Origin of the sequence: Tomitella gaofuii (assembly GCF_014126825.1) — a bacterium.
Classification (GTDB): domain Bacteria; phylum Actinomycetota; class Actinomycetes; order Mycobacteriales; family Mycobacteriaceae; genus Tomitella; species Tomitella gaofuii.
Genome location: NZ_CP059900.1, coordinates 3,135,161 through 3,155,940 on the forward strand (window position 1 = coordinate 3,135,161; position 20,780 = coordinate 3,155,940).

A 20,780-nucleotide genomic window follows, 5' to 3' on the forward strand; every position below is an offset into this window, starting at 1 on the left:
CTACCCCTTGCTAGTCGTAAACATTCCCACCAGCCGCGGCACGCGGCTGCTCAACTCTGCTGCGGGACGGCGCAGCCGATCACCGCGGCCTCGGCCGACGGCTCATCTCCATCGGCTGGAACCCGTACTGTCACCCGGAACATCCGGGGACCGACGGCGGGAAGACTCCCGCCGTGCGATTCCGGAAACACACAGGCCGGACTCGAACGGATCTGACACGGACTCGGAAGCGCCGGGATCAGGCACGCGAGCGCGCCGTCGCCCGACAGCGACCGTTCAAGATTACGCGACCGCTGCGAACGCGGTCAAACCGCCCTCGGGCGGCCGCGCGCACCGTCACTCTTCGCCGTCTTCCGGGGGCCCCGCACGCCGCACGGCGGCCCGCCGCCGGGGCCGGCGGACCGGAGCCTGCTGCGGCGCAGACGCCACCGGCCCGCCGCCGTCGCCGGACGCGTCGTCCGACGCCGCCGCGGCCGCGGGCGGCGGTGCCTGCACGATGATCTCCGAGCGGATCGGCTCACTGGGGGCCGCCCCATGTTCGGAGGGGGCCGCTGCAGGCCGCGATGCCCGCCGCGAACGCCTCCGCGATGCGGCCGGAGCGCCCGGATCGACGGCGGGCTCCGGCGTGGCCGCCTCCCGTTCGTGCGCCGCCGTGCCCCGCACGGCGGCCTCCTCGACCGCCTCGGCGGCCGGGGACTCCGGCGTGGCCGCGGCCGTCTTTCCGGCCGTCGCACCGGACGCCGCAGTCGCGTCCGTCATCGGCGCCCGGGCGGGCGCCGACGCGGTGTCCGCCTCGGCCGCGTCGCCCTGCCCGCGGGGCTCCTGCCCGCCTTCTGCTTCCGATCCGCCGCCCTGCGGCCGCCGCGCACGCCGACGCCGCGGCCCGGTGCTACGCGCCACAGCCGCTTCGATCTTCGCGATCGCCGCCGACTTGTCCGCACCGCCGGACTTGCCCTCACGCGGGTCCTCGTCGTCGGCAGTGGCCTTGCTTTCCGCAGTGGCCTTGCTGTCCGCGGCGCCGCGCGGACCGGAGGCCGCGGGCCCGCCGTGCGGCTCGTCCTCGGCCGGTCCGGCCTCCGCCATCGCCTTGAACATCGGGTGTTCGGAGTGGTGGTGCGCAGTCTGCTTCTGCGCCTCCTTGGTCTCCTTGGGCGGCTGCTGGCCACCACCGCCGGACTTCTTCGACGACTTGCGGCCGCGCCGGGACTCGCCCTTTCCCTGTCCGCCCGTGTCCGGCTCTGCGACGATCGGATCCTCGTGCAGCACGAGTCCGCGCCCGTGGCAGTGCTCGCACGGCGTGGAGAACGCCTCCACCAGCCCCGTGCCCAGACGCTTGCGCGTCATCTGGACGAGACCGAGCGACGTCACCTCGGACACCTGGTGGCGCGTGCGGTCGCGGCCGAGCGCCTCGGTGAGACGGCGCAGCACCAGGTCGCGGTTGGATTCGAGGACCATGTCGATGAAGTCGACGACGATCATGCCGCCGATGTCGCGCAGCCGCATCTGGCGCACGACCTCCTCGGCCGCCTCCAGGTTGTTGCGGGTGACCGTCTCCTCCAGGTTCCCGCCGGAGCCGGTGAACTTCCCGGTGTTCACGTCGACCACCGTCATGGCCTCGGTGCGGTCGATGATCAGCGTGCCGCCGGACGGCAGCCAGACCTTGCGTTCGAGCGCCTTGGCCAGCTGTTCGTCGATCCGGTAGGCAGCGAACACGTCGACCGAGCTTCCGTTCCGGTCGTACCTCTCCACGCGTTCCATCAGGTCCGGCGCCACACGTTCGATGTACGACGAGACCGTGCCCCACGCCCCGTCGCCCTCGATGACGAGCTTGCCGAAGTCCTCGTTGAACAGGTCGCGGATCACCTTGACCAGAAGGTCCGGCTCCTCATACAGCGCCTTGGGCTGCGTCGACTTGGCCGCCTTGGCCTCGTCGGCCGCGACCTTGACCTCTTCCCACAGCGCCTGGAGCCTGTCGACGTCCCGCCGCAGCTCGTCTTCGCTGACCCCCTCGGAGGCCGTGCGGATGATGACGCCGGCGTCGTCCGGCACGATCTGACGCAGGATGGACTTGAGCCTCTTGCGCTCGGTGTCCGGCAGCTTGCGGCTGATGCCGGTGGACGTCCCGCGCGGCACGTAGACCAGGAAACGACCGGCCATGCTGATCTGGGTGGTCAACCGGGCGCCCTTGTGCCCCACCGGATCCTTGGTGACCTGCACCACCACTTGATCCCCGGGCTTGAGCGCCTGCTCGATCTTGCGCGCCGAACCGCCGAGTCCGGCGGCCGCCCAATCCACCTCGCCGGCATAGAGCACGCCGTTGCGTCCGCGGCCGATGTCGACGAAGGCGGCCTCCATACTGGGCAGCACGTTCTGCACGCGCCCCAGATACACGTTGCCCACCATCGACGGCGTGGCGGTGCTGGTGACGAAGTGTTCGACGAGGACCTTGTCCTCGAGCACCCCGACCTGCGTGATCGGATCGCGGCCGTCGTCCGCCGGCTTCTCCCGCACCACCATGACGCGGTCGACGGCCTCGCGCCGTGCCAGGAACTCCGCCTCGGAGAGGATCGGCGGTCGCCGTCGGCCGGCCTCACGCCCGTCCCGCCGCCGCTGACGCTTCGCCTCCAGCCGCGTGGAACCGCTGATGCCCTGGACCTCGTCCCGGCTGCTGCGCTTGCTGCGCGGCTCACGCTCGTGGACGACGGTGTTCGGCGGGTCGTCCTGGGACGAGCCGTCTCCGTCGCCGCCGCGGCGGCGCCGCCGGCGGCGACGACGCCGCGACGACGCGCCGTTGCCCTCCCCGTTGCCGTTATCGTCGCCGTCATTGCCGTCAGTGCCCTGAGCGCCGCCGTCGCCCTCGTCGGACTCGGCAGGCGTGGCGTCGCCGTCCGCGGCGTCGGGCTTGCCGCCCTTCGCGCCGGACTTGCCCGCGCCGCCGCCGGAATCCTGCACTCCGCCGGAGCGTCCGCCCCGCCGCGACTTGCCGGACCGGCCGCCCTTGCCGTTCCCGCCGTCCGACGCGGTGCCGGCGCCGGCAGCGTCGGCCGCCGCCTCGTCGTGGCCTTCCCGCGCCGGGTCGTCCTTCTTGCCCGCCGATGCGTCGTCGCCGGAGCCCGCCCCGTCACCGGTGTCGGCACCGGCTGCCGCAGCGTCGTCGGAGCCGTTCTGCGGCTTGTCACCGTTCTGCTCGCCGCGCCCGCGCCCGCGGCCGCGGCGTCCGCGGCGCCGACGGCGCGAGGACCGCCCGCTGCCGCCCTCGGACTCGTCGGCGGTGTCCTCGGCGGTGCCGTCGTCCGCACCCTGCCCGTCGCGCGTTTCCTCCGCCGGTCGATCGTCCGAAGCGCTCTCCTGCCCGCGCTGCGGTGCCTGCGACCGGACGTCCGGATCCGGCTGCAGGAACAGCGGTGCCACGAATGCGGGGCTCCCCGCGCCTTCCGGTGCGTCGCCTTCCTTTGCGTCGCCTGCCTCCACCGTCGCCGGAGCCTCAGCAGCGGGGGGCGTCGCCGGTTCCGGCGTCGCGGCGGTCTCCGTCGCAGTGGCCGGCGCGGGCTTCCTTCTCTGCGACTTCCGCGGTTGCGCCTTCTGCGGCGGCTCGTCCTGCGCCGGCGTCTCCACTGCCGCCGGCGTGGCCGGCGCTGCGGCCGCGGGTGCGAACGCGTCACGGACGCGTTCCCCTTGGTCCCGCGTCACGCTCGAGTGCGCGGTCCTGACCTCCTCGCCGAGCTCGGTGAGCTTGGCGAGGACCTCCTTGCTGGTGACCCCGAGCAGCTTGGCGAGCGCATGCACGCGCAGCTTCACGGGGATCTCCACCGTCGCGGCGGAATCGATGTTCTGTTCTTCGGGCGGCGCCTTGTCGGCCACGTGGTCTCCTCGGGCCCCCGGGCGCGTCGTCCAACCCGACGTGGCAGTTGGCTCCACGAGTTGGTCAGCGCGGCCACACGGGGGCGGCATCGTTGCGGTCCCGCACCGCGCTGGTGCGGGAACGAGTGGTCTCGCGCCGCACGCTCACACGGGCGGCGCCTTGCTGGACAACCCGGCGTCACACTCATCATCCAGCGTCGGCACGCGCACGGGGCGTTGCCCCCTGCCGCACTGCGGCGATGACCGAGCCAGTACCCGGGCAGAATCCTGTCGCGACACGTCACACTCGCATCTGACGACTGCGTCCAGTATCCCACACATTCATGCCGAGCCCGACCTCTTCCCCGCACGGACGCCACTGACCGGCGTCCGTGCAGGTGAGCCCCTCAGCCGAGCTGCGGGAACCAGATCGCGATCTCCCGCGCCGCGGACTCGGGGGAATCCGAGCCGTGCACGAGATTCTCCCCCGTCCCCAGTCCGAGGTCGCCGCGGATGCTTCCCGGCACCGCCTTCTCGACGGGGTCGGTGCCACCGGCCATCTGCCGGAACGCCGCGATGGCGCGCGGCCCCTCGACCACGAGCGCCACCAACGGCCGCGCCGTGATGAAATCGAGTAGCCCCGCGTAGAACGGCTTCCCCTCGTGCTCCGCATAGTGGGCCGCGGCGACGGCCTCCGTGGCCGTACGCATCTCCATCGCGGCGACGGAAAGTCCCTTGCGTTCGATCCGCGAGACGATCTCGCCGATATGCCCCCGGGCAACGGCGTCGGGCTTGATCAATACCAGGCTGCGCTCTGTCACGGCCGTCAGACTAGTCGGCTCCGCCGCGCACGCCCACACGGACCCGCGTACGAACCGCCGCGAGACCCCGCCAGCCGCGCGGAGCAGACGCTCAGCCGCGCTGCCCCGGCAGCAGCCCGCGCCGCTCCCGGTCGCGGATGTCCGCGCTCAGGTACAGCAGGTACCCCCACACCGCAGCGAACAGGAGCCCCACGACGCCGATCGCCGGGTGCACCCACCAGCCGGCGACCACCAGCACCTGCAGGAGCAGGTCGAACTTCACGGCCCACCGGCGGCCCTGGACGCCCGCCCCGAGCACCATGAGCACGACGAGGCCGATCACATACCCGCCGCGCGCCGCCGTGAGCCCGCCCCCGACGGTCGCCACCACCGGGATCGCCAGGCCGATCACGATCGCCTCGAGGATCAGCAGCCCGGACAGCACTCCGCGGAAACTCTTCCACGGGTCCTTCGTCGGCGGACGTATGCCGCCCTGCTCCGGCGCACCGTCGCGCGCGCCCGCGGGATCGTCGTTCACGTCGGTTCCTTTCCCAGCATCGTGCGCGCCAGCCCCGCGGTGACCACCGACCCGGTGATCACGACGCCGGAACCGGAGATCTCCTCGCCGGGCCCCGACACCTCCTCGGCCAGCTCCACCGCGGACTCCAGGGCCGCGGGCAGGGACTGGGCCACGTGCACCCGGTCGTCGCCGTAGACGTCGGCGGCGAGCTCGGACAGCTGCGCCGGGGACATGCACCGGGGGCTGCCGTTGTGGGTGACCACCAGCTCGTCGAACACCGGCTCGAGCGCCTCGAGGATCCCGCGCACGTCCTTGTCCGCCATGATGGCCACCACGCCGACGAGCCGGCGGAAGTGGAACTCCCCGGACAGCGCCGCCGCGAGCGCCCCCGCGCCGTGGGGGTTGTGCGCGGCGTCGATGAACACGGAGGGCGCCGTGCGCACCGGTTCCAGCCGGCCGGGATTGACGAGCGCCGCGAATCCTTCGCGGACGGCGTCGTCGTCCAGTTTGCGGTCCATGCCCGCGCCGAAGAACGCCTCCACCGCCGCGAGAGCCAGCGCCGCATTGTGCGCCTGGTGCTCGCCGTGCAGCGGCACGAACACGTCGTCGTACACACCGCCGAGCCCCTGGATGCGCAGCATCTGGCCGCCGACCGCAGTGCGGCGTTCGAGCACCGCGAACTCGGAGCCCTCGCGCGCCACCGCCGCGTCCACCTCCACGGCCCGCCGCAGCAGCACCTCGGACACCTCGGGACGCTGCTCGGACAGGACCGCCACGGACGTCGACTTGATGATGTCCGCCTTCTCGCCCGCGATCCCCGTGATCTCGGTGCCCAGGTATTCCGCGTGGTCGAGTCCGATGGGGGTGATCACCGCCACCTGCGAGTCGATGACGTTGGTCGCGTCCCAGCGGCCGCCGAGCCCGGTCTCGATGACGCCCACGTCCACCGGGGCGTCGGCGAAAGCGGCGAAGGCCATCGCGGTGAGCACCTCGAACTTGCTCATCCGCGGGCCGCCCGCCGCCACCGAGCTGTCGTCCACCATCTGCACGTACGGCTCGATGTCCCGGTAGGTGCGCACGTATCCGGCCGGCGATATCGGCTCGCCGTCGATGGCGATCCGCTCGGTGACCGACTGCAGGTGCGGACTCGTCGTGCGCCCCACCCGCATGTGCATGCGGGTGAGCAGCGCGTCGGCCATCCGGCACACCGACGACTTGCCGTTGGTGCCCGCCACGTGGATGGTCGGATAGGCCCTCTGCGGCGACCCCAGCAGGTCCATCAGCGCGGCGATCCGCGTCAGCGACGGCTCGATGCGCGTCTCCGGCCACCGCTCGTCCAGCTCCGCCTCGAGCGATTCCAGCGCTGCCAGATCCTCCGGGGCCGCGGCCCCCGCCCGGGCCTCACTCACCGCGCGCCGCCTGCACGGTCTGCCCCAGCTCGGCCAGCCGGGCGGTGAGCCGCTCCACGTCGGCCGCGGCGACGTCGCGCCGGCCCCGGATCTTGTCCACCACCTGCGCGGGCGCCTTGCCCAGGAAGGATTCGTTGCCGAGCTTCGCGGTGGTGCCCGCCAGCTCCTTGCGGGCCGCGGCGAGATCCTTGGCGAGGCGGCGCTTCTCGGCCTCGACGTCCACCGTGGTGGAGGTGTCCAGGTCGACGACGACCGTCGCCGCACTGAGCCGTACCTCGATGGAGGCGGTGGCGGTGAACCCCTCCTCCGGTGCGGTGACACGCGCGAGTGAACGCACCGCGTCCTCGAGCGGGACGAGCCCGGCGTCCTCCAGCGCACCGAGGCGGGCCGGCACCCGCTGGCTGGGCTTGACGCCCTGGTCGGACCGGAATCGCCGGATTTCGGTGATGAGCTTCTGCGCGTCCGCCACCTGACGGGCCGCCTCGGGATCGGCCACGGCCTGCGCGTCCCCTTCGGGCCACGCGGCGATGACCAGCGACTCGCCGCCCGTGAGCACCTTCCACAGGGTCTCGGTGACGAACGGGATCATGGGGTGCAGCATGCGCAGCAGCGCGTCGAGCACGGTGCCGAGCACGGTGCGGGTGGCATGCGCCCGGAACTCGGCTTCGTCGCTTCCGTCGGCTCCTCCGGAGAACTGCACCTTGGCCAGCTCCAGGTACCAGTCGCACACCTCGTCCCACGCGAAGTGGTACAGCGCCTCTGCGGCCTTGCCGAACTCGTAGCGCTCGTAGGATTCGTCGACCCCGGCCCGCACCTGCTCGAGCCGGTCGAGGATCCACCGGTCGGCGGCCGTGAGCCGATCACGCGGCGGCAGCGCGCCCGGCTGCGCCCCGTTCATCAGCGCGAAGCGGGTGGCGTTGAACAGCTTGTTCGCGAAGTTGCGCGACGACTGGGCGTTCCCCTCGCCCACCGACAGGTCCGAGCCCGGGTTGGCGCCGCGCGCCAGGGTGAACCGCAACGCGTCCGCGCCGAAGCGCTCGACCCAGTCCAACGGGTCGATGCCGTTGCCGCGGGACTTCGACATCTTGCGGCCGTGTTCGTCGCGCACCAGGCCGTGCAGGAACACGTCCTGGAACGGCACCTGGCCGCGCGGGCCCAGCACGCCGCCGCCGTCGCCGTCGTGCTCGCGCGCCACGTAGGTGCCGAACATCATCATCCGCGCCACCCAGAAGAACAGGATGTCGTATCCGGTGACCAGCACCGAGGTGGGATAGAACGTGGCCAGATCATCCGTGGCGTCCGGCCAGCCCATGGTGGAGAACGGCCACAGCGCCGACGAGAACCAGGTGTCGAGCACGTCCGGGTCCTGGACGTATCCCTCCGGCGGGGTGTCGCCGGGACCCACGCACACCGTCTCCCCCTCCGGCCCGTACCAGACGGGGATGCGGTGCCCCCACCACAGCTGACGGGAGATGCACCAGTCGTGCATGTCGTCGACCCACGAGAACCAGCGCGGCTCCTGGGAGGCCGGGTGGATGACGGTGCCGCCGCTGCGCACGGCGTCGCCCGAGGCCTTCGCCAGGCTCTCCACGCGCACCCACCACTGCATGGACAGGCGCGGCTCGATGGGTTCGCCGCTGCGCTCCGAATGGCCGACGCTGTGCAGGTAGGGCCGCTTCTCCGCGACGATCCGGCCCTGCTCGGCCAGCGCCTCGCGCACGCGGACGCGCGCGGTGAACCGATCCATGCCGTCGAACCGGGTGCCGGTGTTCTCGATCTCGGCCGTCTTGCTCATGATCGACGGCATCGGCAGCGCGTGCCGCACGCCCATCTCGAAGTCGTTGGGGTCGTGCGCCGGGGTGATCTTCACCGCGCCCGTGCCGAACTCGGGGTCCACGTGCGCGTCCGCGATCACGGGGATCTTCCTGTCCAGGAACGGATGCGGCAGCGCGGTGCCGACGAGGTCGCGGTACCGCTCGTCGTCGGGGTGCACGGCGATGGCGGTGTCACCCAGCATCGTCTCCACACGCGTGGTGGCGACCACGATGTGCGGCTCCGCGTCGTCGAGGGACCCGTAGCGGAAGCTGACCAGCTCGCCGTCGACGTCCTCGTACTTGACCTCGATGTCGGAGATCGCCGTCTGCAGCACCGGTGACCAGTTGACCAGCCGCTCGGCGCGGTAGATCAGGCCGTCGTCGTAGAGTCGCTTGAAGATGGTCTGCACGGCGCGGGCCAGCGCGTCGTCGAGCGTGAACCGCTCCCGCGACCAGTCGACGCCGTCGCCGAGCTTGCGCATCTGCCCGCCGATGGTGCCGCCGGACTCGGCCTTCCACTGCCACACCCGCTCGATGAAGGCCTCGCGGCCGATGTCGTCGCGGGTGAGCCCCTCCGCGGCCAGCTGCTTTTCGACGACGCTCTGCGTGGCGATGCCGGCGTGGTCCATGCCCGGCAGCCACAGCACCTCGTAGCCCTGCATGCGGCGGCGGCGCGCGAGCGCGTCCATCAGCGTGTGGTCGAGCGCGTGGCCCATGTGCAGGCTGCCGGTGACGTTCGGCGGCGGAAGGACGATCGAGAACGGCGGCTTGCCGCTGTGCGGGTCGGCCGTGAAGTATCCGGCATCCACCCAGCCCGCGTAGAGCTCCGACTCGACCGCGCCCGGCTCCCAGCTCTTTGCCAGGGCATCTGCCGGGCTGCCGCCCGGATTCGCGGCGGTATCGGGCTCACGGGTCACTGAGGGGTCCCTTCTCCAGGCTGGACTGGTCACCGCACGATTCTATGCGTCGCACCCCTGACCGGCGCGCTCGCCCGTCGGCCCCCGTGGCGGCCGCCACCTGCCGGCGCAGCGGTCAGTCGCCGCCCCCCTGGCCGGGCACCGGACCGGGCAGGTCCACCGGGGCCTCGCCGAGGGCGTCGTCGACCGAGGCGAACTCCCGGTCCGCCGGCACCGCGAACACCGACCCGTCACCGGAGTACTCCGCGCAGCCCAGAGTCGCGCCCTCCTCGATGCCGGCCGCCTGCTCTCCGCCCAGTTTCCGCGCGGCGTCGAGGTCCACCCCCATGCCCTCGATCATCTTCTTCATCCCGTCCGACGCGGGGCCGGTCGTCTTCATGCCGCCCGGCTCGTCATCGGACCACAGATAGGTGACGCCGTCGACGGTGAGCACGTGCCCGGCGGACGGCCCGGTGCCGCTGTCGATCCGCATGCGGTCTTCGCCGTGGACATATGCGGTCACCGTGTCGTCGGAGTCCTTCGCCGTGCACTCGATGAACTTGTCGCCGGCCATCGCCTGGGTGATGAGCCGGTGCGCGACGGTGTCATACAGCGCCCCGTCGGCTGGCGATGCGGAACCGGGCGGCGCGGCCGGGGAGGCCTGCGTGGACGGCGCCTGATCGGACGGCGCGGACTGCCCTGCCGCACCGTCGGAGGCCCCCGCCTCCGGGTCCGACGAGCCGCACCCGGCCAACACCGCCGCCGCCGCGACCGCCGCCGCGGCGCGCATCGCCGTGCGTACCGATCCGTCCATCCGTCCGCCTCCCACGCCGCGGGTCGCCGCCTGCCGTCCGGGCACCACTACTACACGAGACCGCCGCCGGCGGCTACGGGACCGTCTGGAACTCCACCTCGTCCGGCGCCACGAGCTTCGCGTCCACGTCGCCGTCCGCGGCGCATTCCATGTCCACCGTCGGCGAGGCCTTCTCCTGGTCGATCGCCTCCTGGATGTTGGGCAGAGTCATGCCCGTCTGCGAGTCGGCAGTCGTCTTCATGCCGGTGCCGCCGCCGTCCTTCCACACGTACACGTCGGAGCCGTCCCGGAGCAGATTCACCGTCTCGCCGTCGGACTGCGCCAGGATCCGGTAGCGGTCGCTGCCGGCGATGCTCATCGAGCCCGGCTGCTCCGCGTCGGTGATCTCGCAGGTGACCGCGCCCTCGCCGTCCATGGCCGACTGCATCATCGCCACCGCGTCACCCCCGGTGGCGGTGCCGCCGGAGTCCGACCCGCACGCCGCGAGCGGGAATGCCACGGCCGCGACCGCACCGAGCCCCGAAACGACACGGACGATTCCACGTGTGTGCATCACGCACTTTCCCCTCTGATCATGGGGCACCCGCCCGACCGGGGCCCGTTGCAACCTCGGCCCGGCGCTGCGCACGGGCCCACGCCCCCTCACGGGCCGACGACGGATCACACAATGCCATGGCCTCGGGCCGCGCGCGCATCTGCGGGGGTGTTGACGTTGAACACCGCCCGCGCGTCCGCTCCGCCGAGCACGACCCTGTGCACGGTCGCGCCCTCGAGGAAACCCCGCATACTCCGCCTCCCGGACCGGACGACCGCGTCGATCTCCTCGGCCAGGGCCGTCCTGTACACCCCGGCGAGGGGGTGGTCCCGGCCGCCGGCGACGGCGATCACCGCGTCGGGGGCCCCCGACGCGTCGGCAGGCCCTGCGGCGACTCCCTCGAGCAGCCGGCCGACCACCGCGGCGGTGAGGAGCGGCATGTCGGTGGCCGCCACGAACGCCCACCGGTACCCGGCGGCGCCGCCCGCGCGCAAACCCGCCTCCAGCCCGCGCAACGGACCCTCGTCCGGCACCGAGTCCACGACCATTTCGGCGCCGGCCGGCGCCGGAACCCGCTGACCGTCGGCGGCGACGACGAACACCCGCGGCAGCCGCGCGCGCAGCACCGCGACGACCGATTCGAGCATCGTCGCACCGCCCCACGCCATGGTGGCCTTGTCGCGCCCCATCCGGCGCGAACGGCCCCCTGCGAGCACGACCCCGCAGGCGGCGGTCGCGGACCCGGCGTGCACAGTCACTGCGCCGTCACCTCACCGTTTGCCGCGGGTCGGCGTCACGGCTGCTGCGGCTCGCGCCACATGCCCCACAGCGACGGCCCGTCCGGCACCCGGATCTCTCCGGTGGTGACGAACCCGAAACGCTCGTAGTACGGCAGGTTCCCCCGCTTGCTCGACTCGAGATAGGCGGGCGTGCCCTCCGCGTCGCACCGTTGCAGCCGGGAACGCAGCAGTGCCGACCCGTGGCCCAGTCCGCGCGCCTGGCGTCCGGTCCCGATCTCCGAGAGGTACCAGTGCGGCTCCGCGGGATGCGCCTGCGCCAGCGCATCGTCGACGACGCCGGCGAGGCGGGCCGCCCGGCCGAGCGCCAGCAGTTCCGCCGGCACCGACAGCAGCTGCGCCGCATGCGAGGCCTGCCACCGGCCCGGCGGATTCCACACCGCTGCACCCGCGAGGCGCCCGGACGGGCCGTCGGTGACCTCGACCCCGCCCAGGCCCAGGTGGTGGAACCGCAGCCCCACCACGAACATGCGCTGCAACGCCCCGGGCCGGGCATGCTCATCCGGGACGATCCACGACATGAGCGGATCGTCGTGGAACGCGTCCGCCAACACGCGGGCGACGCCGAGGACATCGTCACCGGTGGCAGGGCGGACACTCACCGCGGGACGGGATGGGATCTTCTGCGTGGGAGACACCGCACCAGGATGCCACTTCCCCGGCGGCACGCGCGTCCCGAACGCACGCGCACGTGTACCCGGGAACGGGTGTGCATCCGGCGCCGCCGCGGTCCAAGATGAGGGGCATGGGCCGCGTCACCACCCGCCGGCGGATCGTCCGGCGCACCCCCGAAGGGCACCACACCCGCCAGGACACGCTGGTGGTCGAGGAGCCGCTGCAGATCCGCGTGGACGGCGCCCCGCTGACCGTCACCATGCGCACTCCCGGCGACGACATGGACCTCGTGCACGGGTTCCTGCTGGCGGAGGGGATCGTGACCGAACGCGAGCACGTGCACGTCATGCGGTACTGCGCCGGGGCCGACGACGACGGCGTCAACTCCTACAACGTCCTCGACGTGCAGCTGGGCGCAGGTGCGGCGGGCGTGCACCGGCAGCGGTCGTTCCTCACCAGCTCGGCGTGCGGGGTGTGCGGCACCACCTCGATCGACGACGTCGAGACCATCAGCGCGCACCCGCCGGCCGCCGACCCCGCCGCCGTCGACGCCGCCGTGATCACCCGGCTGCCCGGGCTTCTCCGCGAGCGCCAGAAGGTGTTCGCCTCCACCGGCGGGCTGCACGCGGCGGGGCTCTTCAGCGTCGACGGCACGCTGCTGCGCCTGCGCGAGGACGTCGGCCGGCACAACGCGGTGGACAAGGCGCTCGGTGCCGCGCTGCGCGACGGGGAGGTGCCGCTGTCCGGGCGCGTGCTCATGCTCAGCGGCCGCGCCTCGTTCGAGCTGGTGCAGAAGGCCGCGATGGCGGGGGTTCCGGTGGTCGCCGCGGTGTCCGCGCCGTCGTCGCTGGCGGTGGATCTCGCGGAGCGCGCGGGCGTCACGCTGATCGGGTTCGTGCGCGACGGCGGACTCAACGTCTACTCGCGGGCCGACAGGGTCACCGGCGCGTAGGCGCCGGTGACCCCGCTGCGCCCCACGTTCGGCGTGTTCTTCGGTGAAATCCGGCCGCCGATCACCGAAGAACACACCGACCGGAGCACGCGCGCGGCCGGGCACTGTTCGCTCACCGGCCCGGCCAGCCGGTGTACCCCTCGGCGAGGAAACGGCGACCGGACTCGGATTCGACCAGCGTGCGCAGTTCCCCCACCTGCCGACGTTCATCGAACGGGGTGACCTCTGCCGACGGGTCGAGCGAGTGCATCATCGTCGTCATCCAGTAGGAGAAGTGCTGCGCCTTCCACACCCGGTCCAGAGCCCGGTCGGTGTACTCGTCGAGGGCGGCCGGGTCGCCGCCATGCACGGCGCGCTCCAGGATCTCCGCAAGCAGGCGGACGTCCGCAAGCGCCAGGTTCAGCCCCTTCGCGCCCGTCGGCGGCACGGTGTGGGCGGCGTCGCCCGCGAGCAGCAGGTATCCGTACCGCATCGGCTCCTGCACGAAGCTGCGGAACGGCAGCACCGTCTTCTCCGCGATCGGCCCCGTCTTGAGTTCGAACCCGTCCCCGCCGGCCACCCGCGCCTGCAGTTCGGTGAGGACACGGTCGTCGGACCACGCATCGGGGTCCTCGCCGGGCGAGCACTGGAAGTACATCCGCTGCAGGTCCTCGGTGCGCTGGCTGATCAGGGCGAAGCCACGCTCCGAGCGGTTGTAGATCAGCTCCGGCGCGCTGGGCGGCGCCTGCACCATCACGCCGAACCACGCGAACGGGTACTCGCGGAAGAATCGCCGCCGCAACGTCTCCGGCACCAGTTTGCGGCACGTGCCGTGGGATCCGTCCGCGCCGACGACGTAGTCGCACCGCAGCTCCACACGCGCCCCGTCGGCGTCGGTGAACCGCACTGTCGGCGTCTGCCCGGCGCCGCCGTCGATTCCGGTCACCGCGGTGCCGGAGACGCCGAACCGCACGTCGCCGCCGTCGCGCTCGCGGGCGTCGGCGAGGTCGATGAACACATCGGTCTGCGGGTAGAGGTAGGTCGACGCGCCGGTGAGTCCGTGGAAGTCGATCCGATGGTTGCGGCCGTCGAAGCGCAGCTCGATGCCCTTGTGCTCGTGCCCATCCCGCAGAACCCGGTCGGACACCCCGGAATCGACGAGCAGACGCATGCTGTCCTGTTCGAGGATTCCGGCGCGGTGCGTCGTCTCGATCTCATGACGCGTGCGGACGTCGATCGCGACGGTGTCGATACCGGCCCGGGCGAGCAGGTGGGCGAGCATCAATCCCGCAGGCCCTGCCCCGACGATGCCCACCGTCGCGCGTTCGATCGTCGTTCCCATGAACTCAGTCCTCGCCTTCGACATCCGCCGAGTGACCGCTGTTCGCCGCGTCCCGGTCGCCTGTATCCCGTAGTTCCGCCAGGACCCTCGCGGCGATCTGGTAGCCGTGATTGGCCGCCGGCACCCCGCAGTACACCCCGCATTGCAGGATGACCTCCGCGATCTCGTCCTCGGTGAGCCCGTTGCGCACGGCCGCCGCGACGTGCATGGCGAACTCGTCCCAATGCCCGTGCGCCAGCAGCGCGGTGAGCGTGATGACGCTGCGCGTGCGGCGCTCCAGCCCTGGCCGGGTCCAGACTTCCCCCCACGCGTAGCGCGTGATGAAGTCCTGGAAGTCGGCGGTGAAGGCCGTCGTGTTCTGCTGCGCACGGTCCACGTGGGCGTCGCCGAGCACGGCGCGGCGGACCGACATTCCGGCGTCGTGGCGCGCGGCGTCCATGGCACCGTACGGCGCAGCCGGGTCTTCGCCAGTGGGCACAGTCATTAGTTTCCTCCCTCGATCGTGTGCGCGAAGCGGTCGAGCACCCGCTGCGTGATGCTCCGCGCCGCGCCCAGATACTCTCCCGGTGACGCGGGAGGCGGTCCCGACGGAAGTCCGGCGGGAATCCCCCGAGGTTCGGCGAGCAGGCCGTCGGCGAAGGTACGCACATTGCGTTCCATCGCCGCCGTATCGACGGCGAGTTCCGCGGCCAGCACGGCCGCCTGCGCGGACGCGGTCATCGTGGTCGTGAGCAGATCCTGCAGGGCCGGCCATTCGGCGTGCCAGGCGCCGTCGGGCCGCTCGTCCACCGCCTGTCCGGCGGCCGAATGCAAGGTCGCCGCCTGGTGCGGAGCGCGCAGCGCGGCGGACCGGATCAGCACCGAGAGCACCGGGTTGCGCTTGTGCGGCATCGTCGACGACCCGCCCCGGCCTCCTCCGCCTCCTTCATGCAGCTCCCCGATCTCCGGGCGGGACAGCGTCGCGACGTCCGCGGCCACGACGCCGAGTCCCTGGCACGCCGTCGCCAGCGCGTCGCCCAGCCGCGTGATCGGGGTGCGCACCGTATGCCAGGGGACGCCCGGGTCGGCGAGCCGGAGCCGGCGGGCCAGCTCCGACTCCGCGTCGAGCGGATCCGCGACGAGGATTCCCGCCAGCGAGAGCGTCCCCGCCGCCCCGCCGCATTGGACCGGCAGCCCGTCGCGCGCCGCGGTCACCGCGTCGAGCCCGTCGAGAACGCCGGAAAGCCACCGGGCGGCTTTGAGCCCGAAGGTGATCGGCACGGCCGGCTGGGTCAGCGTGCGCCCCGTCATCACCGTCGTCTCGTGTGCGCGGGCATGACCCGCGAGCGATTCCGCTATGCTGCGCAGCTCCGCCGCAATCCGTGCGGCAGCGTCGCGCGCCACGAGCATCAGAGCGGTGTCCAGTACGTCCTGGCTGGTCAGCCCGCGGTGGACGCGGTCGGCTGCCGCCGGGTCCTGCTCGGCGACGGCGGCGCGCAACGTGGAGACCAACGGCACCACCGGATTACCGGCAGATTCCGCGGACTCCGCGAGCACCGCCGCGTCGACGCCTCCGCTCGCCCCGCCGGCGAGCCGCTCGCACGCGCCGGTGATCGCGTCCGCCTGCTCCGCGCTCGCCGCTCCCCCCTCCTGCAGGATCCGCGCCCACTCCGACTCGACGCGCAGCATCGCGGCGATCACCGCGCCGTCGTCGACGATCCCGGCCGCCCGGTGCGCGCCCGGCTCGAGGATTCCGCCCGCCATCTCAAGCACCGGGGACGCGGTGGCGGGGAAAGTCGAGGAACACCGTCTCCGGGCCGTCGGCGGAATCCTGCAGCCGGATGTCGAACCGAAGCGCGCCGCCCGCTGCTGCCGCACCCGGCATGTCCTCGCGTACCGCGATCAGGGTGTCGCGCCGCTCCGGCGGCACCGACGACAGGACCGGGTCGGCGGCCGATGCGGCATCGTCGTCCGGCACGTACGCCCGGGTGAAAAGCCTGTCGAGCAGGCCGCGCGCGAACACCGTCACCGCGAAGAACGGCGCGCCGTCGGCCGATCCGGGGGCGAGCGTGACGAACCGGTACCGGCCCGCCGGGTCCGCACACGTGCGTCCCCAGCCGGTGAACACGGTGCCGTCACGCCGGATCGCTCCCTCGATCTCCGGCACGACGCCGCGTTCGTCCGCCTGACGGATTTCGATCAACGCGTCCGGAACCGACTGTCCCGCACCGTCGTACACCGTGCCGTGCAGCACGACCGCGCGCGGGTGCGTCGGCGGCACCAACTCGTTGTCTCCGACGTAGGACAGTCCGTAGCGCGCGCCGGGGTCGGAGAAGAACGGTCCGATGGTCTGCCCGGGCGTGGGGTGCAGGTCAGGCATGGTCTTCCTCCAACGGCGTGGCATGGCTGCCGGTGAGCACGATGTCCCACCGGTATCCCAGCAGGGTCTCGTGCACCGACAGGTCGTGGTCGTAGGTTCCGACGAGCCGGCGCAGCGCGTCGGCGTCGGTGACCGACTGGGCGATGGGGTCGAGCGCCATGAGCGGATCGCCCGGGAAGTACATCTGGGTGATCAGCCGCTGCGTGAACTCGGTGCCGAAAAGCGAGAAGTGGATGTGCGCGGGCCGCCACGCGTTGAGGTGGTTCTTCCACGGGTAGGCGCCCGGCTTCACGGTGGTGAACGAGTAGGTGCCGTCGTCGTCCGTCAGGCACCGGCCAGTACCGATGAAGTGCGGGTCCAACGGCGCATGGTGCTGGTCGCGGCGGTGGATGTAGCGTCCGGCGGAGTTCGCCTGCCAGATCTCCACCAGCTGGCCCCGCACCGGGCGACCGTCGCCGTCGAGCACGCGGCCGGTCACCCTGATGCGCTCGCCGAGCGGCTCACCCGCCGGATGCAGGGTGAGGTCCGCCTCGAGCGGGTCGACGTCCCCCGGCCCGAAGACCGGCGCGGACAGCTCGGCCGCCTCCGGGTCCACGAGCGTGAGGGGTTGGCGCGGGTGGCGCAGTCGCGAGCTGCGGTAGGCGGGGAAATCGCGCAGCGGCATCGTCGACCTCGGCGGGGCCGCGGCACGTGTGCGCTCGATGTCGGCGCTGATGACCGATTGCGTGTCCAGCGCGGATGCGTGTGGGCTCATGATGCGGACGGTATGCGCTGTGATGAGACGCACGCCAGCGTAGTCTTTCACTGAGCGAATGGATCGGCGGGAGGTGAACGCATGGCCGGCAATACCTCCACCCCGGGGGCGAGCGTGATCGGACGCGCGCTCGCCCTGCTCGGCGCATTCGATGCCCGGCACCGGCGCCTCACACTCGCGGAACTGGCGCGGCGGGCGGACCTCCCCGAGCCCACCGCCCACCGCCAGGTGCGCGAGCTCGTCGCCGGCGGCGCGCTGGACCGCGAGCCCGACGGGCGCTATGTCGTGGGCAGGCTGCTGTGGAATCTCGGGCTCTTGGCCCCGGTGCAGACCGGGCTGCGCGAGGTCGCGTCGCCGTTCCTGCACGACCTGCACGCCGCCACCCGGGCGACGGTGCACCTGGCGGTGCGCGAAGGCGACGCGGTGCTGTACCTCGACCGGCTTTCCGGACATGCCTCCGTGCCTGTGGTGAGCAAGCTCGGCAGCACGCTGCCGCTGCACCCCACGGGCGTCGGCAAGGTGCTGCTGGCCCACGCCCCCGGACGCGTGCGCGCGCGGGTGCTCGCCGGCCTGCGGCCGATCACCGCCCACACGGTGGTGCAACCCGGTGTCCTCGCCGCCCAGCTCGAACGTGTCCGGCGCGACGGCTACGCCACCACCGTCGAAGAGATGACCCTGGGCGCCTGCTCGGTGGCGGTGCCGATCCGGCGCGGTGCCGACGCCGAGGCGCCGGTCGTCGCGGCGCTGGGGATCGTGGTGCCCAGCCTGCAACGATCGAAGACGCGGCTGGTGTCGGCGCTGCAGGTGGCGGCGCGGGGGATCTCACGGAGCCTGTGACGGGTGTCCCCGCTCGCATCGTGCCCCGCGACCAAGCGGTTTTCGCACATTCCGGCCGGCCGATGTGCGCAATCCGCTTGGTCACGAGCGGAGTACGACGATCACGGCTCGATGGCGCGAATGCGTGACCCACACGGCCGCTGCGGGCAACGATCCGGCCCCGTCGCCACGGCCTCCCCATGCCGGCCAGGACCTCCTTCGCCCGGCTCTACGACGAGGACGGTCCCCTCGGACGCGTCGCCCTCGCGCTGACCGTCCGCCCCCGGTGACGACGCCGAAGCCCGCCTTGTCCCCGCTCCCCGGCGCGGCCGCGGACGCCGCGGTTCCGTCGTTCCGGTTGTAGCGTCGACGCCACCGACAGCCCCGCCGCGACGCGAAGGACTTTCCTGATGACGCTCGACGACCTGCTCGCACAGCTCAATGCCGGACGCACCATCCCCGGCGGCTCGCCGCTGCACGCGGTGATGCACGCGACCGCGCAGGAAGCGCTGCGCATCACCAGCGAACTCAACGGCGGCTACCACGAGCCGGAACAGGTCCGGGAGCTGCTCTCCGAACTGACGGGCACGTGCGTGGACGAGACCGTCACCGTCTTCCCTCCGCTGCGCGCGGACTTCGGCAAGAACATCCGGCTGGGCAAACGGGTGTTCATCAACTCCGGCTGCGTCTTCCAGGACCAGGGCGGCGTGACCATCGGCGACGACTGCCTCATCGGCCACAACGCGACGCTCGCCACCCTCGACCACGACCTCGACCCGGCCCGGCGTGCCGACATGCACCCCGCACGCATCACGATCGGCCGCAACGTGTGGATCGGCGCGAACGTCACCGTCCTGCGCGGCGTCACGATCGGCGACGACGCCGTCGTCGGCGCCGGGTCCCTCGTGACCAAGGACGTGCCGGCCGGCGCCGTGGCAGTCGGCTCGCCGGCGCGGGTGGTGCGGTCGGTGTCCGGGTGACCGGCGGCCGGCCGCTGCTCAGAACGGATAGCCCGGCTGTGCTCCCCGCGCGGTGATCCACCGGGTCTCGGTGAACGCGTCGATGTTGGCCTCGCCGCCGAAACGGGATCCGGTGCCCGAGGCCCGGACTCCGCCGAAGGGTGCGACGGCCTCGTCGGAGACGGTCTGGTCGTTGATGTGCACGATGCCGGTGGGGATCTTCTCGGCGATCTCGAGCCCCCGCATGACATCCGAGGTGAGGATCCCCAGTGACAGCCCGTACTCGGAGTCGTTCGCCAACGCGATCGCCTCGTCGACCGACGAGAACGCGCGCACCGGGGCCACCGGGCCGAACACCTCCTGCGCGTAGGCCGGGGCATCGTCTCCGACGTCCGCCAGCACCGTGGGCCGGTAGAACAGTTCCTCGTACGTGCCGCCCGCCGCCAGCCGGGCGCCGCCGTCGACGCTGCCGGTCACCAGTCCGTGGATCTTGTCGCGCTGCCCGGCGTCGATGATCGGCCCCATCGCCACCTCCCCCGCCGCCGGATCGCCGACGGTCATCCCGTCCGCCTTCGCCGCCAAGCGCTCGACGTACTCGTCGTAGACCCTCTCGTGCACCAGGTGACGCCCGGTGGTCATGCAGATCTGCCCCTGGTGGAAGAACGAACCCCACGCGGCCGTGGAGATCGCGGCGTCCAGGTCCGCGTCCGGCAGCACCAGCATCGCCGAGTTGCCCCCGAGCTCGAGATGCGCGCGCTTGAGGTGGCGCGCCGCGGCCTCGCCGACCTTCCGGCCCGCCGCCGTCGACCCGGTGAAGGAAATGACACGCACGCGCGGGTCCTCCACGATGGCGCCGCCCGTCTGCGCGCCCCCCGGAACCAACGAGAGCACCCCGGCCGGCAGCCCGGCCTCCTCGAACACCCGCATGATCGACACCCCGGCGCACACCGCGGTGCGCGGGTCGGGCTTGAGCAGGACGGCGTTGCCGAGCGCGAGCGCCGGCGCCACCGACCGGATCGCGAGGATCAGCGGGGCGTTGAACGGAGCGATCACGCCGACGACCCCCGCCGGCACCCGCTTCGCCATGCTCAGCCGCGGCTCGGCGCTCTGCAGGATCTGCCCCGCCGGCCGCGAGACCAGCGCGGCGGCCTCGTAGCATTCCTGCGCTGCGACGTCGGTCTCGAAGGCGGCCTTGCCCGGGATCGAACCCGCCTCGCGGATCAGCCAGTGCTGGACATCCGCGGCATGCTCCGCGAACAGGTCCCCCGCCCTGCGCAACACGGCGGCCCGCTCGGTGTAGGGCAGCTCCGCCCATGCGCGCTGGGCGTCGGCGCCGGTCGCGGAGGCCGCGGCCACGTCGGCCTCGTCAGCGATCCCGACGCGCTCGAGTACCGCACCCGTCGCGGGTTCGACGACGTCGGCCGCGCCGCCGTGCGATGCGGTCCAGCCGCCGATATTGATCGTGCCGGTCCACGCTGCGGGGTCGAGAAGGGACATGCCGGCGGCTCCTTCGCTGTGGGAATGATGCTGACGTGTGACGCCGCACCGCCGGTGCTCCGGCGGCGCGCCCTCCCAGTAC

The 20,780-nt window shown here is 72.3% G+C and carries 18 protein-coding genes; 3 read left to right on the forward strand and 15 right to left on the reverse strand.

Annotated elements, in window-relative coordinates; all coding sequences use genetic code 11:
- Positions 1–336: 336 nt before the first annotated feature.
- The 9 genes from H4F70_RS14505 to H4F70_RS14545 form a co-directional block, all read right to left on the reverse strand.
- Entirely contained in the window at positions 337–3,861 is a 3,525-nt protein-coding gene (locus H4F70_RS14505; RefSeq protein WP_420883134.1) for a translation initiation factor IF-2 N-terminal domain-containing protein, read from the reverse strand.
- A gap of 386 nt (positions 3,862–4,247) precedes the next feature.
- Entirely contained in the window at positions 4,248–4,661 is a 414-nt protein-coding gene (gene ndk, locus H4F70_RS14510; RefSeq protein WP_182357668.1) for a nucleoside-diphosphate kinase, read from the reverse strand.
- A gap of 91 nt (positions 4,662–4,752) precedes the next feature.
- Entirely contained in the window at positions 4,753–5,178 is a 426-nt protein-coding gene (locus tag H4F70_RS14515) for a DUF4233 domain-containing protein (RefSeq protein ID WP_182357669.1), read from the reverse strand.
- Positions 5,175–6,569, reverse strand: a complete 1,395-nt coding sequence (gene folC, locus H4F70_RS14520) for a bifunctional tetrahydrofolate synthase/dihydrofolate synthase (protein WP_182357670.1) — start codon at positions 6,567–6,569, stop codon at positions 5,175–5,177. Before folC ends, H4F70_RS14515 begins: the two co-directional genes overlap by 4 nt.
- On the reverse strand, positions 6,562–9,300 hold the full coding sequence (locus H4F70_RS14525) for a valine--tRNA ligase (RefSeq protein ID WP_182357671.1): 2,739 nt from the start codon (positions 9,298–9,300) through the stop codon (positions 6,562–6,564). The genes folC and H4F70_RS14525 overlap by 8 nt, the downstream gene beginning before the upstream one ends.
- 115 nt (positions 9,301–9,415) lie before the next feature.
- A complete protein-coding gene (locus H4F70_RS14530; protein WP_182357672.1) occupies positions 9,416–10,093 on the reverse strand; it encodes a hypothetical protein in 678 nt (225 codons plus the stop codon).
- A 73-nt stretch (positions 10,094–10,166) separates the two neighbouring features.
- Positions 10,167–10,592, reverse strand: coding sequence for a hypothetical protein (locus H4F70_RS14535; RefSeq protein WP_182357673.1), 426 nt, complete (start codon positions 10,590–10,592; stop codon positions 10,167–10,169).
- A 161-nt stretch (positions 10,593–10,753) separates the two neighbouring features.
- On the reverse strand, positions 10,754–11,386 hold the full coding sequence (locus tag H4F70_RS14540) for a molybdenum cofactor guanylyltransferase (protein WP_235681127.1): 633 nt from the start codon (positions 11,384–11,386) through the stop codon (positions 10,754–10,756).
- A 35-nt stretch (positions 11,387–11,421) separates the two neighbouring features.
- A complete protein-coding gene (locus H4F70_RS14545) occupies positions 11,422–12,027 on the reverse strand; it encodes a GNAT family N-acetyltransferase (RefSeq protein ID WP_235681128.1) in 606 nt (201 codons plus the stop codon).
- A gap of 143 nt (positions 12,028–12,170) precedes the next feature.
- Here H4F70_RS14545 and fdhD point away from each other — a divergent pair, with 143 nt between their 5' ends.
- Positions 12,171–12,992, forward strand: coding sequence for a formate dehydrogenase accessory sulfurtransferase FdhD (gene fdhD / locus H4F70_RS14550; protein WP_182357674.1), 822 nt, complete (start codon positions 12,171–12,173; stop codon positions 12,990–12,992).
- 112 nt (positions 12,993–13,104) lie between these two features.
- Here fdhD and H4F70_RS14555 read toward each other — a convergent pair whose 3' ends face one another.
- The 5 genes from H4F70_RS14555 to pcaH are packed head-to-tail and all read right to left on the reverse strand — an operon-like array spanning position 13,105 to position 17,426.
- The gene (locus H4F70_RS14555) at positions 13,105–14,313 is read right to left on the reverse strand and encodes a 4-hydroxybenzoate 3-monooxygenase (protein ID WP_182357675.1); all 1,209 of its coding nucleotides are present in this window, start codon (positions 14,311–14,313) and stop codon (positions 13,105–13,107) included.
- A gap of 4 nt (positions 14,314–14,317) precedes the next feature.
- Entirely contained in the window at positions 14,318–14,797 is a 480-nt protein-coding gene (gene pcaC / locus H4F70_RS14560; RefSeq protein ID WP_182357676.1) for a 4-carboxymuconolactone decarboxylase, read from the reverse strand.
- Entirely contained in the window at positions 14,797–16,056 is a 1,260-nt protein-coding gene (locus tag H4F70_RS14565) for a lyase family protein (protein ID WP_182360438.1), read from the reverse strand. The genes pcaC and H4F70_RS14565 overlap by 1 nt, the downstream gene beginning before the upstream one ends.
- A 1-nt stretch (position 16,057) precedes the next feature.
- Positions 16,058–16,672: a protocatechuate 3,4-dioxygenase subunit alpha gene (gene pcaG, locus H4F70_RS14570; RefSeq protein WP_182357677.1), complete on the reverse strand. Its 615-nt coding sequence runs from the start codon at positions 16,670–16,672 to the stop codon at positions 16,058–16,060.
- Complete coding sequence (gene pcaH / locus H4F70_RS14575) at positions 16,665–17,426, reverse strand: protocatechuate 3,4-dioxygenase subunit beta (RefSeq protein WP_182357678.1); 762 nt, start codon at positions 17,424–17,426, stop codon at positions 16,665–16,667. Before pcaH ends, pcaG begins: the two co-directional genes overlap by 8 nt.
- Before the next feature lie 81 nt (positions 17,427–17,507).
- On the opposite strand from pcaH, the gene H4F70_RS14580 reads away from it, so the two are divergent.
- Entirely contained in the window at positions 17,508–18,263 is a 756-nt protein-coding gene (locus H4F70_RS14580; protein ID WP_182357679.1) for an IclR family transcriptional regulator, read from the forward strand.
- A 389-nt stretch (positions 18,264–18,652) separates the two neighbouring features.
- On the forward strand, positions 18,653–19,222 hold the full coding sequence (locus H4F70_RS14585) for a sugar O-acetyltransferase (RefSeq protein WP_182357680.1): 570 nt from the start codon (positions 18,653–18,655) through the stop codon (positions 19,220–19,222).
- 18 nt (positions 19,223–19,240) lie between these two features.
- Here H4F70_RS14585 and H4F70_RS14590 read toward each other — a convergent pair whose 3' ends face one another.
- Positions 19,241–20,698 carry a benzaldehyde dehydrogenase gene (locus tag H4F70_RS14590; protein WP_182357681.1) on the reverse strand — a complete coding sequence of 486 codons (1,458 nt, stop codon included), beginning with the start codon at positions 20,696–20,698 and terminating at the stop codon, positions 19,241–19,243.
- Positions 20,699–20,780 lie beyond the last annotated feature (82 nt).